General features: G+C 70.1%; 14 protein-coding genes. 2 read left to right on the forward strand and 12 right to left on the reverse strand.

Features of this window, described 5'->3' with window-relative positions:
• Positions 1 to 29: 29 nt before the first annotated feature.
• Positions 30 to 635 (reverse strand): dephospho-CoA kinase, encoded by a 606-nt coding sequence (gene coaE, locus CLV46_RS08955; RefSeq protein WP_100364451.1) that lies wholly within the window; start codon positions 633 to 635, stop codon positions 30 to 32.
• A 41-nt stretch (positions 636 to 676) separates the two neighbouring features.
• On the opposite strand from coaE, the gene CLV46_RS08960 reads away from it, so the two are divergent.
• The gene (locus CLV46_RS08960; RefSeq protein WP_100364452.1) at positions 677 to 1,279 is read left to right on the forward strand and encodes a DUF4126 domain-containing protein; all 603 of its coding nucleotides are present in this window, start codon (positions 677 to 679) and stop codon (positions 1,277 to 1,279) included.
• Positions 1,280 to 1,285: 6 nt separating this feature from the next.
• Here CLV46_RS08960 and CLV46_RS08965 read toward each other — a convergent pair whose 3' ends face one another.
• The 11 genes from CLV46_RS08965 to polA all read right to left on the reverse strand — a co-directional run bounded on the left by CLV46_RS08965 (position 1,286) and on the right by polA (position 13,543).
• Positions 1,286 to 2,068 (reverse strand): GNAT family N-acetyltransferase, encoded by a 783-nt coding sequence (locus CLV46_RS08965; protein WP_100364453.1) that lies wholly within the window; start codon positions 2,066 to 2,068, stop codon positions 1,286 to 1,288.
• Between the two features lie 60 nt (positions 2,069 to 2,128).
• Positions 2,129 to 3,580 carry a 30S ribosomal protein S1 gene (gene rpsA, locus CLV46_RS08970; RefSeq protein WP_100364454.1) on the reverse strand — a complete coding sequence of 484 codons (1,452 nt, stop codon included), beginning with the start codon at positions 3,578 to 3,580 and terminating at the stop codon, positions 2,129 to 2,131.
• Positions 3,581 to 3,788: 208 nt separating this feature from the next.
• Positions 3,789 to 5,495, reverse strand: a complete 1,707-nt coding sequence (locus CLV46_RS08975; protein WP_100364455.1) for a DUF885 domain-containing protein — start codon at positions 5,493 to 5,495, stop codon at positions 3,789 to 3,791.
• Positions 5,496 to 5,606: 111 nt separating this feature from the next.
• Positions 5,607 to 5,876, reverse strand: a complete 270-nt coding sequence (locus CLV46_RS08980) for an HPr family phosphocarrier protein (RefSeq protein WP_100364456.1) — start codon at positions 5,874 to 5,876, stop codon at positions 5,607 to 5,609.
• 11 nt (positions 5,877 to 5,887) lie between these two features.
• Positions 5,888 to 6,928 (reverse strand): zinc-dependent dehydrogenase, encoded by a 1,041-nt coding sequence (locus CLV46_RS08985; protein ID WP_100364457.1) that lies wholly within the window; start codon positions 6,926 to 6,928, stop codon positions 5,888 to 5,890.
• A gap of 7 nt (positions 6,929 to 6,935) precedes the next feature.
• Positions 6,936 to 7,397, reverse strand: a complete 462-nt coding sequence (locus tag CLV46_RS08990; RefSeq protein ID WP_100364458.1) for a PTS mannitol transporter subunit IIA — start codon at positions 7,395 to 7,397, stop codon at positions 6,936 to 6,938.
• Positions 7,398 to 7,401: 4 nt separating this feature from the next.
• Positions 7,402 to 7,710: a PTS sugar transporter subunit IIBC family protein gene (locus CLV46_RS16965; protein ID WP_100364459.1), complete on the reverse strand. Its 309-nt coding sequence runs from the start codon at positions 7,708 to 7,710 to the stop codon at positions 7,402 to 7,404.
• A gap of 23 nt (positions 7,711 to 7,733) precedes the next feature.
• Positions 7,734 to 8,948, reverse strand: coding sequence for a PTS transporter subunit EIIC (locus CLV46_RS09000; RefSeq protein ID WP_100364460.1), 1,215 nt, complete (start codon positions 8,946 to 8,948; stop codon positions 7,734 to 7,736).
• A gap of 66 nt (positions 8,949 to 9,014) precedes the next feature.
• Positions 9,015 to 9,968, reverse strand: a complete 954-nt coding sequence (locus CLV46_RS09005; protein ID WP_100364461.1) for a 1-phosphofructokinase family hexose kinase — start codon at positions 9,966 to 9,968, stop codon at positions 9,015 to 9,017.
• On the reverse strand, positions 9,965 to 10,726 hold the full coding sequence (locus CLV46_RS09010; RefSeq protein WP_100364462.1) for a DeoR/GlpR family DNA-binding transcription regulator: 762 nt from the start codon (positions 10,724 to 10,726) through the stop codon (positions 9,965 to 9,967). Before CLV46_RS09010 ends, CLV46_RS09005 begins: the two co-directional genes overlap by 4 nt.
• A gap of 147 nt (positions 10,727 to 10,873) precedes the next feature.
• The gene (polA, locus tag CLV46_RS09015) at positions 10,874 to 13,543 is read right to left on the reverse strand and encodes a DNA polymerase I (protein ID WP_100364463.1); all 2,670 of its coding nucleotides are present in this window, start codon (positions 13,541 to 13,543) and stop codon (positions 10,874 to 10,876) included.
• Between the two features lie 119 nt (positions 13,544 to 13,662).
• Here polA and CLV46_RS09020 point away from each other — a divergent pair, with 119 nt between their 5' ends.
• Complete coding sequence (locus tag CLV46_RS09020) at positions 13,663 to 14,088, forward strand: PaaI family thioesterase (RefSeq protein WP_100364464.1); 426 nt, start codon at positions 13,663 to 13,665, stop codon at positions 14,086 to 14,088.
• Positions 14,089 to 14,095: the final 7 nt, after the last annotated feature.

Consider the following 14,095-nt stretch of genomic DNA (forward strand, 5'->3'; position numbering starts at 1 on the left):
GGTGTTCGCCCAGGGCACGACGAGCGGGCTCAGCGGCCCCTGGCGCGCTCCCACAGCGCGTCGACCGCGGCGATCGTCTCGTCCATCGTGCCGTTCGTGTCGATGACCACGTCGGCGACCGCGAGCCGTTCGGCGTCGCTCGCCTGCGCGGTGACGCGGCCCTCCGCCTCCTGTGGCGACATGCCGCGCACCTCGACGAGGCGGCGGATGCGTTCGGCCCGGTCGGCGTGCACGACGACCACGAGGTCGAACCCGAACGAGCGTTCGCGCATCGCCTCGACGAGCAGCGGCACGTCGTAGACGACGACCGCGTGCGGGTCGCGTGCCTCGGCCTCGGCGAACAGCTCGCGCGCCCGCCGCCAGACGGCCGGATGCGTGATGGCGTTGAGATCCGCGCGTGCGGCGTCGTCGGAGAAGACGATGGCCCCGAGGGCGGGTCGATCGAGGCTGCCGTCGGCGGCGAGCACTCCGGGGCCGAACCGCTCGGCGATCGCGGCGAGTCCGGGCGTGCCCGGCTCGACGACCTCGCGCGCGAGCACGTCGGCATCCACGTGCACGGCACCGAGCTCGACGAGGCGACGGGCGACGACCGACTTGCCCGCGGCGATGCCGCCGGTGAGCCCGAGAAGGAACATGCAGCCAGCCTAGGCGGACCCCCACGGGCTACCATGCCAGCATGCTCGAGGCCCTCGCCGGTACCGGGCTCGCGGCGGCCGCGGGCCTCAACGCCTATATCCCGCTGCTCGCGCTCGGGCTCGCCGGCCGCTTCGTCGACGTGGTGCAGTTGCCTATTGGGTGGGCGTGGTTGAGCAACGAGTGGGTGCTCGTGGGTCTCGGAGTGCTGCTCGTGATCGAGTTCGTCGCCGACAAGGTGCCGGCCGTCGACACGGTGAACGACTGGATCCAGACCCTCGTGCGGCCGGCGTCCGGCGGCATCGTCTTCGGGGGCGGCGCTCTCACCGAGACGGCGGTCGTCACCGATCCGGCGGAGTTCTTCGAGTCGAACCAATGGGTGCCGATCGTCACCGGCGTCGCCGTCGCCCTCGCGGTGCACCTGGCCAAGATGGCGTTGCGGGCCGTCGCGAACACGCTCACGTTCGGGGCCGCGGCGCCGGTGCTCAGCACGGTCGAGGACATCGGGAGCGTCTCGCTGAGCGTGTTCGCGCTGCTGTTCCCGCTGTTGGTCGTCGTGGTGCTCGCGGCCCTCGTCGTGGCGCTCGTGCTCGTCTTCCGGCGCTTGCGCCGACGTCGTGCCGAGCGGGCGGTCGCTCCCGCGTAAGAACCGTCAGGGCGACCAGACGTAGGGCGTCGTCGTGGTGAGCGCCTGGAAACCGAGTCGCTCGAGCACGGGGCGACTCATCTCCGAGGCGTCCACCTGCAGATACCAGTAGCCGCGTTCCGCGGCGATCCGGGCGCGCCGCGCCACGAGCGCCCGGTAGATCCCGCGCCGCCGCCATTCCGGCAGGGTCGACCCTCCCCACAGTCCCGCGAACGGGGCGGCCGGTCGCATGACGAGCCAGGCGGCGGAGACGAGCATCCCGTCGGCCTCGGCGAGGAGGATCCGGATGCGATCGGCGCCGGCCACGATCCGCCCGGCCAGGTCGTCGGCGATCCAGCTCCAGTCCGCGTTCCAGACCTCGGTGTGCAACCGGCCGATGGCAGCGAGGTCCGCGGCGTCCGTCGTCTCGCGGAAGACGACGCCGTCGACCTCCGTGGGCAGACCCGCGAGCGTGGCGGTCGGTGCGACGAGAAGGGTCTCCTGCTCTTCCGGCACGAATCCCGCGGCCCGCAGCCGCTCGGTCAGATCGTGCGGACGGTCGTAGCCGTACGTCTTCCACTCCACCGGCAGACCGCGCGCCGCGAAGTGTTCGCGCTGCCGGGCGATGAGCGCGTCGAGGCGGGCGCCGCGGTAGCCCGTGTCCGCGGGGGTGCCGATGAATCCGGAACCCGGGAACGTGACGCGCACGACGGGGCCGTCGCGCTCGGCCGGCGCGCCGTCCGCCATGGCGTCGAGGTCGCCGCGCACGCGGCGGTCGAACAGATCGAGCAGTTCGCGCGAGTCGGTCACGGTTCCTCCGGATACAGCGATGGCCGGGCGCTCGCGCGCCCGGCCATCATTCGGTACTGCTTAGTTGTTGCTCGACAGACGCTCACGCAGAGCGGCCAGCGACTCGTCGTCGGCGAGCGTTCCGCTGCCGGCCGACTCGCTCGAGAAGGTCGAGCCGCCGATCTCGGCAGGCTCCTCGTTGGCAGCAGCGGCGACCTGCGCCTTGTGCGCCTCCCAGCGCGACTGCGCGGCGGCGTACTCCTGCTCCCACTTCTCGCGCTGAGCCTCGAAGCCCTCGAGCCATTCGCCCGACTCCGCGTCGAAGCCCTCCGGGAACTTGTAGTTGCCCTGCTCGTCGTACTCGGTGACCATGCCGTAGAGCGCGGCGAGGCCGGAGTCGAACTCGGTGTTCTCCGGGTCGATCCCGTCGTTCGCCTGCTTGAGCGACAGCGAGATGCGGCGACGCTCGAGGTCGATGTCGATGATCTTGACGAACACCTCGTCACCGACCGACACGACCTGCTCGGCGAGCTCGACGTGCTTGCCCGAGAGCTCCGAGATGTGCACGAGGCCCTCGATGCCGTCGGCGACACGCACGAACGCACCGAACGGCACGAGCTTCGTGACCTTGCCCGGCGCGATCTGACCGATCGCGTGGGTGCGGGCGAAGACCTGCCACGGGTCCTCCTGCGTCGCCTTGAGCGACAGGGAGACGCGCTCGCGGTCGAGGTCCACCTCGAGGATCTCGACGGTGACCTCCTGGCCGACCTCGACGACCTCGCTGGCGTGCTCGATGTGCTTCCAGCTGAGCTCCGAGACGTGCACGAGGCCGTCCACGCCGCCGAGGTCGACGAACGCACCGAAGTTGACGATCGACGAGACGACGCCCTTGCGGACCTGCCCCTTCTGGAGGTTGTTGAGGAACGTGGTGCGGGACTCGCTCTGCGTCTGCTCGAGCAGGGCACGGCGCGACAGCACGACGTTGTTGCGGTTCTTGTCGAGCTCGAGGATCTTCGCCTCGATCTCCTGACCCAGGTACGGGGTCAGGTCGCGCACGCGGCGCAGCTCGATGAGCGAAGCCGGGAGGAAGCCGCGGAGTCCGATGTCGACGATCAGGCCGCCCTTGACGACCTCGATGACCGAACCGGTGACCACACCGTCGGCCTCCTTGATCTTCTCGACGTCTCCCCAGGCGCGCTCGTACTGCGCACGCTTCTTGGAGAGGATCAGACGGCCTTCCTTGTCCTCCTTCTGGAGAACGAGGGCCTCGACACTGTCGCCGACGCCGACGACCTCACTGGGGTCGACGTCGTGCTTGATGGAGAGTTCGCGGGAGGGGATGACACCCTCGGTCTTGTAACCGACGTCGAGGAGGACCTCGTCACGGTCGATCTTGACCACGGTGCCTTCGATGAGGTCACCGTCGTTGAAGAACTTCAGAGTCTTCTCGACCGCGGCCAGGAAGTCGTCGGCAGATCCGATGTCGTTGATCGCGACCTGCTTCGCGGCCTTGTCGGTCGTTGCGATTGTCATGTAGTTGTTGCTCCGTAATGGACATGGTTCGGGCCATGGTCGACGCGGCGCCTGTGGAGGTTCCGGGATTTTGCCGCCATGGCAGGCGGATAGGAGTCGCGAGAATGCGACGGTCCAGCTTACCCGCCCGTTCGAGCCGGGAGCAACCGTCACCTCCGCGCGTCGACATCAACGACGCGCGGAGGGGACGTATTCCGTGTTCGGCTACTCAGCCCAGCAGGGTTGTGCGCAGCGTGTCGAGGCCGACGCCGCCGAGATCGAGCGCCGTGCGGTGGAACCGCTTCATCGAGAAGGCGTCGCCCTCGCGGGTGCGGTACTCGTCGCGGATCTGCTCCCAGATCCGCTGACCGACCTTGTACGACGGCGCCTGCCCCGGCCACCCGAAGTACCGGTTCACCTCGAACCGCACGAACGGCTCGTTCATGTTCACGTTGCTCTTCATGAACTCGAACGCGTAGTCGTAGTCCCACGTGCCGGTGCCGTCGAGGCGCGGCTTGCCGAGGTGCACGCCGATGTCGAGCACGACGCGCGCGGCGCGCATCCGCTGCCCGTCGAGCATGCCGAGCCGGTCGGCCGGGTCGTCGAGGTAGCCGAGGTCCTGCATGAGCCGCTCGGCGTAGAGCGCCCAGCCCTCGGCGTGCCCGCTCGTGCCGGCGAGCTGACGGCGCCAGGTGTTCAGCGTCGCCCGGTTGTAGACGGCCTGACCGAGCTGCAGGTGGTGACCGGGCACGCCCTCGTGGTAGACGGTCGTGGTCTCGCGCCAGGTGTCGAACTCGGTGACGCCCTCGGGCACCGACCACCACATCCGCCCGGGACGCGAGAAGTCGTCGCTCGGGCTCGTGTAGTAGATGCCGCCCTCCTGGGTCGGCGCGATCATGCACTCGAGACGCTTGACCGGGTCGGGGATGTCGAAGTGCGAGCGCGACAGCTCGTCGACGGCACGGTCGCTGAGCTGCTGCATCCACTCGCGGAGCGCCTCGGTGCCGCGGAGCTTGCGGCTCTCGTCCTTCTCCAGGTGCGCGATCGCCTCCTCGACGGTGGCGCCGGGCAGGATCTCGTTCGCGATCGCCGTCTGCTCCTCGACCATGCGGGCGAGTTCCTCGATGCCCCACTCGTAGGTCTCGTCGAGGTCGATCTCAGCCCCGAGGAAGTGGCGTGAACGCAACGCGTAGAGGTCGCGACCGACGCCGTCCACGTCGGGGGCGGCGGACTGCAGCTCGGTCGTGAAGAACTCGGCGAGGCGGCCATAGGCGGCGGCCGCGGTCTCGGCACCGCGACGCAGGTCGGATCGGAGGGACTCGGGCAGCTCCTGAGCGTCCCCCTCGACGGCCGCCTCGGCGGCGAGGGTCGCGAAGAACCCGTCGGGGGCGGCGTAACGGGTGACCTGCTCCCCCACCTCGCGCACCTGGCGACGCGCCGGCATGACGCCCTCGGCGATGCCGGTCCGCAGCGTCTCGATGTAGCCCTCGATGGCGCCGGGCACGTTCGTCATGCGACGGGCGATCGTGCCCCAGTCGTCGACGGATGCACGCGGCATGAGGTCGAAGACCTCGCGGATGCTCTGGGCGGGCGAGGCGATGACGTTGACGTCGCGCATCCACAGTCCGGCGTCCGAGCCCTCGAGGTCGAGGCGGAGCGTCGACGAGAGGTCGGTCTTCGTGACCTCGTCGACCGTGTCGGTCGGCTGCGCGGCGTCGAGCTCGGCGAGCACCTTCTTCGCCTCGTCGATGTACCGGGCGTGCCCCGCGGGCGACAGGTCGGCGTACTCGTCGAGCCGCCCCGGGATGCCGATCCAGATGGCGATGTCGGGGTCGAGGTCGGCGAGGGTCGACACCCAGCGCTCCGCGATCCCGTCGATCTCGGACGGCGTGCGGGAGGGGGCGGACGGCTGCTGCTCGGCGTTCGAGTCGGTCATGATCCGACCCTAGCGTCGCGCCCGCGCCGGACGGAATGCACGACGCCGCCGCCGTCGCGGGAAGGCGGGGGCGGCGGCGCGGCCGTCGGGTCGGGGACTACGCGGAGCGCGTCACTCCTTGTCGAGGTCGGTGCCCAGCAGCTCGACGAGCGAGTCGAGCGCGGCATCCGCGTTCTCCCCCTCGGCGGCGAGGGTGACCTCTTCGCCGTGGCCGATGCCGAGCGAGAGCACACCGAGGATGCTCGCCGCGTTCACGCTCTTGCCCTTCGACGAGGTGAGCGTGACCGGCACGCCGGCCTTCGCGGCGGCCTGGGCGAACAGCGATGCGGGGCGGGCGTGCAGGCCGACGCTCGAGGCGACGGTGACGGTGCGTTCGGGCATGGGGGTTCCTCCTACGGTTCGATGGTGACTTTGATGGCCTCGCCGCGCGCGACGATGTCGAGGGCGTCGTGCAGCCGGTTCAGCGGGAGCGTGTGGGTGATGAGGTCGGCGACGGGTACCGCGCCGGTCGCGATGAGGTCGAGTGCTCGGCGGTTCTGCTCCGGTGAGGAGCCGTTGACGCCGACGATCGTCAGCTCGCGGTAGTGCACGAGGTTCGCGTCGATCGTGATCATCGGTGCGTCCTTCGCGAGGCCGCCGAACAGGCTGAGGCGTCCGCCGCGGGCGAGCATGCGCACGCCGTCCTGCTGCGCCTGCGGTGAGGCGGCCGCCGTGATGACGACGTCGGCACCGCGGCCGTCGGTTGCGTCGAGCACGGCCTGCACCGGATCGGCGGAGTCCGCGGCGACGGCGAGGTCGGGGGCGACGAGGTCGGCGGCGCGGCGCAGTCGCTCGGCGTTGACGTCGATGAGGATGATGCGCGCGGCGCCTCGGGCGCGGGCGAGCCGCACGTGCAGGCAGCCGATCGGCCCCGAACCGACGACGACGACCGTGTCGCCCACGCCGACCCGCGCGAGCTCCTGCCCGTTCAGCACGCACGCGAGCGGCTCGGTCACCGACGCCTCCGCGAACGACACGTGCTCGGGGATGCGGGTCACCCCGTCGACGCGCAGCACCTCGCGCGGCACGATGAGGTACTCCGCGAAGCCGCCGGGGAACTGGTACCCCATCGACAGCTGGTTGGGGCACACGGTCGGCCGTCCGGCGCGGCAGTCGGGGCAGGTGCCGTCGGGGATCGCGGCGATGACCTGCACGCGATCCCCGGGCGCCCATCCGTCGACACCCGCGCCGACCTCGACGACCTCGCCGGCGATCTCGTGCCCCATCACCTGGGGCGGCGACATGTTCGGGTGTCCGGATCGCGAGATCTTCACGTCGGTGCCGCAGGTGGAGCAGTTGCGCACGCGCAGCTTCAGCTCCCCCGCACCCGCACGCGGCTCGGCGACATCCTCCAGTCGGATGTCGCCGGGCGCATAGAATCTCGCGACCTTCACCGTGGGTCTACTCGTCGTCCTCGTCGGAGGCGAGCAGCTCGTACACCTGGGACGCCTCGGTGGCGGCCCGCAGCGTCTCGGCCTTCTCCGGGTCGAGCAGGATCGTCGCGAGCTGCGACAGCAGAGCGATGTGCCCGTTGCCCCGCGCGGCGATGCCGACCGTGACGGCGACGTCGTTGCCGTCCCAGTCGACGCCGTCGGGGAAGCGCAGCACGACGATCGCGTCCTTCTTCACCAGGTCCTTGCCGGAGAGGGTGCCGTGCGGAATCGCGACACCCTCCCCGACGAAGGTGGAGACGGAGTTCTCGCGCTCGAGCATCGCGTCGATGTATCCGGGCTCGATCGCGCCGGCGTCGAGCAGCGCCTGCCCGGTCTGCCGGATGGCGTCGTCGCGGTCGGTCGCGACCCGATCGAGCCGGATCGACGACTCGGCGAGCAGCTCGGTGAGCGGGATGGTCTCGTCGGTCATGCGATCAGACCTCGACCGTCTCGCCGTTCTGGATGGCCTTGACCAGCTTCGCGATCTTCGGGTCACCCAGGAACAGCTGGAACGGGATCACCGGCACGTCGGGCACGGTGCCACGGGCACGGTCGGCGAGGCCGGCCTGCGTCACGACGACGTCGGCATCGGCGGGGATGTTCGCGACGGGCGAGTGCTCGACGGTCACCCCGTTCTTGGCCAGCTGCTTCTTGAGGGTGCCGGCGAGCATGACGCTGCTGCCCATACCCGCGTCGCACGCCACGATCAGCTTCTTGACGCTCGATCCGTCGATGGTTGCCATCATCGTCTCCTTCTGGGTGGGGCTCAGGCGGTCGCCTGGGCCGGCTTGTTCTTGTTCCGCGCGCTGCGGGCCTGAGCCTCGGCGAGGTCCTCCTCCGTGGTCTCGCTCGCCTCCTTGCGGCCGAAGCCGAGGAGCGCAGATCCCACGATGGCAGCCACGGCGGCCGAGAGCACGATGCCGAGGAGGATGAACAGGATGTCCTCCGGCGGCGACACCGCGAGGTAGGCGAAGATGCTGCCGGGCGACGCCGGTGCACGCAGGCCGACGCCGGTGAGGGTGAAGACGAGGATGCCCGTGGCGCCGCCGGCGATCGCGGCGATGAGCAGCAGCGGCTTCATGAGCACGTACGGGAAGTAGATCTCGTGGATGCCGCCGAGGAACTGCACGACCATCGCGGCCGGGACGGTCGGGCGGATGGCGCGCGGGCCGAAGAGCAGCATCGCGGTGAGGATGCCGAGACCGGGACCGGGGTTCGACTCGAGCATGAACATGACCGACTTGCCGATCTCGGCGGACTGCTCCGCGCCGAGCGGCGTCAGCACGCCGTGGTTGAGCGCGTTGTTGAGGAACAGCACCTTCGCCGGCTCGATGATGATCGAGGCGAGCGGCAGCAGGCCGTTGTCGACGAGGAAGCCGACCGCACCGCCGAAGAGGTCGCTGATCCAGCGCACGACCGGGCCGAGCAGGAACACGCCCACGAGCGCCATGAAGGCGCCGATGATGCCGGAGGAGAAGTTGTCGACGAGCATCTCGAACCCCGCCTTGAGCTTGCCCTCGATGGCGCGGTCCCAGAGCTTCAGCAGCAGACCCGTGACCGGGCCGATGATGAGCGCGCCGAGGAACTGCGGCGGCAGCTCCGACCAGCTCTCCACGAAGCCGTAGGCGAGCGGCGAGAGGATGACGCCGACGGTCGCGACGGCACCGACGACCGCACCGCGCTGACCGTGGACCATCCGGCCGCCGGTGTAGCCGATGAGGATCGGCAGCAGGAAGGTGATGATCGGCCCGACGATCGACGAGGCGGCCGTGGCGAACGGCAGGCTCTCGTCTTCGGCGAGACCGCCGCCGAGCCGCGCGATCTCGTTGACCCAGCCGTCGGGGATGAAGAGGGCCGTGATGAGGCCCCAGGCGATGAAGGCGCCCAGGTTGGGCATGATCATGCCCGCCAGGAAGGCGCCGAACCTCTGGACGGAGGCACGGAAACCGGTACCGGTCACCGTGGGCGTGTAGTCAGACATTGCGGGAGTACTCCTTTGTACGTTTCGTACGGTCGGATGTGTCGGGATGCATGGCGCTGTTCGGTGCTAGGTGGCCACGATGGGCCGGTCCAGGTCTGGTTGCCACACCAGGCGGACGTTCTCGTGATCGATGTCGTCGGGTGACGGCACCGCCGTTCCGGGAAGGGACGCCGCGGCGGCGCCCCAGGCGAGGGCCTCGACGAGCGCCGCCCCCGCATCCGCCTCGTCGACCGCGAAGCGGGACAGGAAGCCGGCGAGGAAGCAGTCCCCCGCGCCGACCGCACTGCGCTGCCGGTCGATGCGCGACTCGCCGACGAGCGTGCCGCTCGGGCCGACGAGCACGGCGCCGTCGGCGCCGAGGCTCACGAGCACGAGTTCGACGCCGCGTTCGCGGACCGCCTCGGCGGCGGAGACGACGTCGGCGATCGACGCGAGCTCGCGCCCGGTGAGCTCGCTGAGTTCGGCGCGGTTCGGCTTGATCAAACGGGGTCGAGCGGCGAGCGAGGCAACGAGCGCATCGCCGCTCGAGTCGATGGCGAGGTGGGCACCTCGCGAAGTGGCGGCCGCGAGCAGCCCGTGCAGTCGCGGAGAGGTGAGGCCGGGCGGCATGCTGCCGCTCACGACGACCCAGTCGCCCGAGGCGGTGGCGGCGGCGAGCACCTCGCCGAGCACGGCGAGGTCGGCGTCGGCGAGGGACTGCCCGGGCTCGTTGAGCTTGGTGACGGACCCGTCGGCCTCGGTGACCGTGATGTTCGACCGGGTGCGGCCGGAGACGGGCACGAATCGGGCCGTCACGCCCTCGAGGTCGAGCAGCCGGCTCATCTCCGCGCCTTCGCCGCCGGCGACGGGCAGCACCGCGACGCTCGGGATGCCGTTCGCGACGAGGGCGCGGCTCACGTTGACGCCCTTGCCGCCCGGCTCCATGAGCGGTTCGCCGGTGCGCAGCACCGCGCCGCGTTCGAGTCGTCCGACGTGCAGGGTGCGGTCGAGGCTCGGGTTGACGGTGAGCGTGACGATCATGCGATCACCACCGTGGGGCCGGCGTTCTCGACCTCGGCAGCGAGCTCGTCGTCGAGCCCGTCGTCGGTGATGACGGTGTCGACGTCGGAGAGCGGGCCGACGCGGGCGAAGTTCTCGCGCCCGAACTTGTGGTGGTCCGCCAGCAGCACGACGCGGCGGGCCGCCTGGATGAGCGCGCGCTTCACGCCCGCCTCCGCGAGGTCGGGGGTGGTCATGCCTCGCTCGACGGTGACGCCGTTGGTGCCCATGAAGGCCACGTCGGCGAACACCTCGGCGATCTGGGTGCGCGTCCACTCGCCGACGGCGGCGAGGGTGCGTCCGCGCACCATGCCGCCCAGCAGGTGCAGCGTGATGTTGGGGCGTTCGATCAGCGCACCGGCCACGGGGATCGAGTGGGTGACGACCGTCAGCTCGCGGTCGTCGGGAAGCAGTTGGGCGAGACGCATGGTCGTGGTGCCGGCGTCGAGGATGAGGGATCCGCCGTCGGGCAGTTCGTCGAGGGCGGCTCGGGCGATCCGCTCCTTCTCCCCCGCCGCGACGGTCTCGCGGTCGGCGACGGCCGGCTCGATGCCGAGACGCTCGACCGGGATCGCGCCGCCGTGCACGCGTCGCACGACACCGCGGCGCTCGAGGGCGGTGAGGTCGCGGCGCACGGTCTCGGGCGTGACGGACAGTTCGCGCGCGAGGCCCGCCACATCCACCCGGCCGTGGGCACGTGCGGTCGCCAGGATGCGCTGGTGGCGTTCCGGGGCGTACATGTGACCTCGTTGTCGGGGCGAAACGGATGTGGTTCTGCGCTTATATAAGTCCGTTTGTGTGGGACTGTCAATCCGACATGCCCACAGGCCCGCGCGGAAGCGCCCGTCCCTGCCCGAACGAGCGCGAACGCGCCCGGATCGGTCCGATCAGTGAGCCGCGTCGTCCCAGTTCGCGCCGGTACCGACCTGCACGTCGAGCGGCACCCGCAGGTCCGCCGCGCCGCGCATCCGTCGGGTGACGATCTCCGTCAGCGGGTCGAGTTCGCCCCGCGCGACCTCGAACACGAGCTCGTCGTGCACCTGCAGGAGCAGACGCGACTTGAGGCCGCCGGTCACGATGTCGTCGGCGATGCCGAGCATGGCGATCTTGAGGATGTCGGCCGCGGAGCCCTGGATGGGTGCGTTGAGCGCCGCGCGCTCGGCGTTCTCACGCAACACGCGGTTGTTCGAGGTGAGATCGCCGAACGGCCGCCGGCGACCGAAGATCGTCTCCGTGTAGCCGTCGACCCGCGCCTGCTCGACGACATTGCGCAGGTAGTCGCGCACCGCGCCGAAACGCAGGAAGTAGTCCGCCATGAGCTGCTTCGCCTCGGCGGTCTCGATGCGCAGCTGCTTGGAGAGGCCGAACGCGCTCAACCCGTAGGCGAGGCCGTACGACATCGCCTTGACCTTCGTGCGCATGAGCGGCGTGACCTGCGCGGGCTCGACGCCGAACACGCGGGAGCCGACGAAGCGGTGCAGGTCCTCCCCCTCGTTGAACGCGGTGATGAGGCCCTCGTCACCGGAGAGATGCGCCATGATCCGCATCTCGATCTGCGAGTAGTCGGCCGTCAGCAGCGTCTCGAAATCGGCGGTCGGTTCGAACGCCGACCGGATCTCGCGTCCCTCAGCGGTGCGGATCGGGATGTTCTGCAGGTTCGGGTCGTTCGACGAGACCCGTCCAGTCGCCGTCCCCGTCTGGTCGTACGTCGTGTGGATCCGGCCGTCGGGGCCGATCCCGCGCTCGAGGGTCTCCACGATCTGCCGCAGCTTCGTCGCGTCCCGGTGCTGCAGCAGCAGGGTGAGGAACGGATGTGGTTCCGGCAGCTGGTCCTGCAGGTCGGCGAGCGAGGCCGCGTCGGTGGAGTAGCCGGTCTTCGTGGACCGGGTCTTCGGCATCCCGAGCTCCTCGAACAGCACCTGCTGCAACTGCTTCGGGGAACCGAGGTTCACCTCGTGGCCGATCTGCGCGTACGCCTGTTGCGCGAGGTCGTCCGCGGTCGTGCCGAGGCTCGAGTTGAGCCGGGCGAGCACGACCGGGTTCACCGAGACGCCGTCGAGTTCCATGCGCGCGAGCACCGGCACGAGCGGGAGCTCGATGTCGTCGAGCACCCGCCGCGACGTCGCGTCGAGCCGCGAGGCGAGGTACTCCGCGACGCGCCGCACGAACCACGCCTCGGTGGCGGGGCTGACCTCGTCGTCGACGGGGACGAGCTGGTTCGGGTCGCTCTGCGGCAGCGACTCCCCGAGGGTCTCGTACACCTGGGCGGAGAGATCGCCCGGCTTCGAGCCCGGGCGCAGCAGCCACGTGGCGATGTCGGTGTCGAACACGACCCCGTGCAGCTCGAGCCCCGTCCCGGTGAGCAGCTTGAGCTGCCGCTTGTAGCCCTGGAGGTACTTCGGGGCGTCGCTCGCGAGCCAGTCCTCGAGGGCCCGGTAGTCCGGCCGACCCGGCGCCCACGGCACGTACACGGAGTCGCTCTCGGCCGCGAGTCCGAAACCGGACACCGCGCCGCCGACGAACTCGACGACGACGCCGAGCGCCGTGTCGCCGCCGGAGGTCGCCGTCTCGAGCCACTTGGCGAGCTCCTCGTCGACCAGCCGGTGCACGGGCGGCAGCGCCGCCTCGACCGTGGCGTTCGACTCCTGGACGGACCCGCCGGTCTCTTCGGCGTGGATCTTCATGACCCGCTCGAGCAGGGTGCGGAACTGCAGACGGTCGAAGATCTCGCGCACCGCGGCCGGGTCGATTGGACGGCGCTCGAGGTCGCCCGGGCCGAGCGGCAACTCGACGTCCGTCACCAGCCGGTTGAGCTTGCGGTTGCGGATCGCGTTGTCCTTCTGCTCGCGCAGCTTCTCGCCGACGACGCCCTTGATCTCGTCGGCGTGGTCGAGGATGCCCTGCAGGTCACCGAACTGCTTGACCCACTTGACCGCCGTCTTCTCGCCGACCTTGTCGATGCCGATGAGGTTGTCGGAGCTCTCGCCGACGAGGGCCGCGACGTCGGGGTACTGGTAGGGCTCGATGCCGTACCGTTCGAGCACCGCGTCGCGGTCGTAGCGCTTGAGCTCGGAGACCCCGCGGGCATTCGGGTAGAGCAGAGTGATGTCGTCGTCGACGAGCTGGATCGTGTCGCGGTCGCCGGAGACGACCGACACCCGGAAGCCCTCGGCCGAGCCGCGCTTCGCAAGCGTCGCGAGCACGTCGTCGGCCTCGTAGTCCTCTTTCGTGACCGTGGGGATGTTCATCGCCTTGAGCGCTTCCTGCAGGAGCGGCACCTGGCCGACGAACTCCGGCGGGGTCTCGCCGCGGGTGCCCTTGTACTCCGCGTACTCGCGCGTCCGGAACGAGTAGCGCGAGATGTCGAAGGCGACCGCGAGGTGCGTGGGCTTCTCGTTCTGCAGCAGCAGGATGAGCATCGACAGGAAGCCGTGGATCGCATTGGTGTGCTGACCCTCGCGGTTCACGAAGCTGTCGACCGGCAGCGCGTAGAACGCGCGGAACGCGAGCGAATGGCCGTCGACGAGCAGAAGGGTAGGCTTTGCGGAGTCCGACACGGCTGCCAGCCTAGCCGCGGCCTCCGACACCGCTCGGCGCTGCCGGCCCCCGCATCCGTCGCCCTCCGCGTGCGTTCCGGCGGGGATCGGACTCCCACCGAGTACCCCGGAGGACACCGATGCCGACCCTGCCCGAGAACCTCGATCCGGAGCTCTACGAGCGCATCGTCGAGAGCGGCGGCGGCGCGCTCGCCCGCAAGATGGGCATCGAGTTCCTCGAACTCTCGGCGGAGCACTCCGTCGCCCGGATGCCCGTCGAAGGCAACACCCAGGTCGTCGGGCTGCTGCACGGCGGCGCGCACGTCGTGCTCGGCGAGTCGCTCGGCTCGGTCTCGTCGGCGATCCACGCCGGCCCCGGCCGCTACGCGGTCGGCATCGAGATCAACGCCACCCACAGCCGGTCGATCACCGAGGGCTGGGTGACGGGCGAGTGCACCGCGCTCGTGCTCGGACGCACCCTCGCCACGCACGAGATCGTGATGCGCGACGAGCAGGGCCGCCGGCTGTCGACCGTGCGCATGACGAACATGCTGCGCGACCGCTGACCCGCGG

The organism is Diaminobutyricimonas aerilata (assembly GCF_002797715.1).
Lineage (GTDB): Bacteria > Actinomycetota > Actinomycetes > Actinomycetales > Microbacteriaceae > Diaminobutyricimonas > Diaminobutyricimonas aerilata.

Coding starts and splice junctions, on each gene's coding strand:
- coaE (WP_100364451.1), bottom strand. CDS start 635: ATGTTCCTTCTCGGGCTCACCGGCGGCATCGCCGCGGGCAAGTCGGTC.
- CLV46_RS08960 (WP_100364452.1), top strand. CDS start 677: ATGCTCGAGGCCCTCGCCGGTACCGGGCTCGCGGCGGCCGCGGGCCTC.
- rpsA (WP_100364454.1), bottom strand. CDS start 3,580: ATGACAATCGCAACGACCGACAAGGCCGCGAAGCAGGTCGCGATCAAC.
- CLV46_RS08975 (WP_100364455.1), bottom strand. CDS start 5,495: ATGACCGACTCGAACGCCGAGCAGCAGCCGTCCGCCCCCTCCCGCACG.
- CLV46_RS08980 (WP_100364456.1), bottom strand. CDS start 5,876: ATGCCCGAACGCACCGTCACCGTCGCCTCGAGCGTCGGCCTGCACGCC.
- CLV46_RS08990 (WP_100364458.1), bottom strand. CDS start 7,397: ATGACCGACGAGACCATCCCGCTCACCGAGCTGCTCGCCGAGTCGTCG.
- CLV46_RS16965 (WP_100364459.1), bottom strand. CDS start 7,710: ATGGCAACCATCGACGGATCGAGCGTCAAGAAGCTGATCGTGGCGTGC.
- CLV46_RS09000 (WP_100364460.1), bottom strand. CDS start 8,948: ATGTCTGACTACACGCCCACGGTGACCGGTACCGGTTTCCGTGCCTCC.
- CLV46_RS09005 (WP_100364461.1), bottom strand. CDS start 9,968: ATGATCGTCACGCTCACCGTCAACCCGAGCCTCGACCGCACCCTGCAC.
- CLV46_RS09010 (WP_100364462.1), bottom strand. CDS start 10,726: ATGTACGCCCCGGAACGCCACCAGCGCATCCTGGCGACCGCACGTGCC.
- CLV46_RS09020 (WP_100364464.1), top strand. CDS start 13,663: ATGCCGACCCTGCCCGAGAACCTCGATCCGGAGCTCTACGAGCGCATC.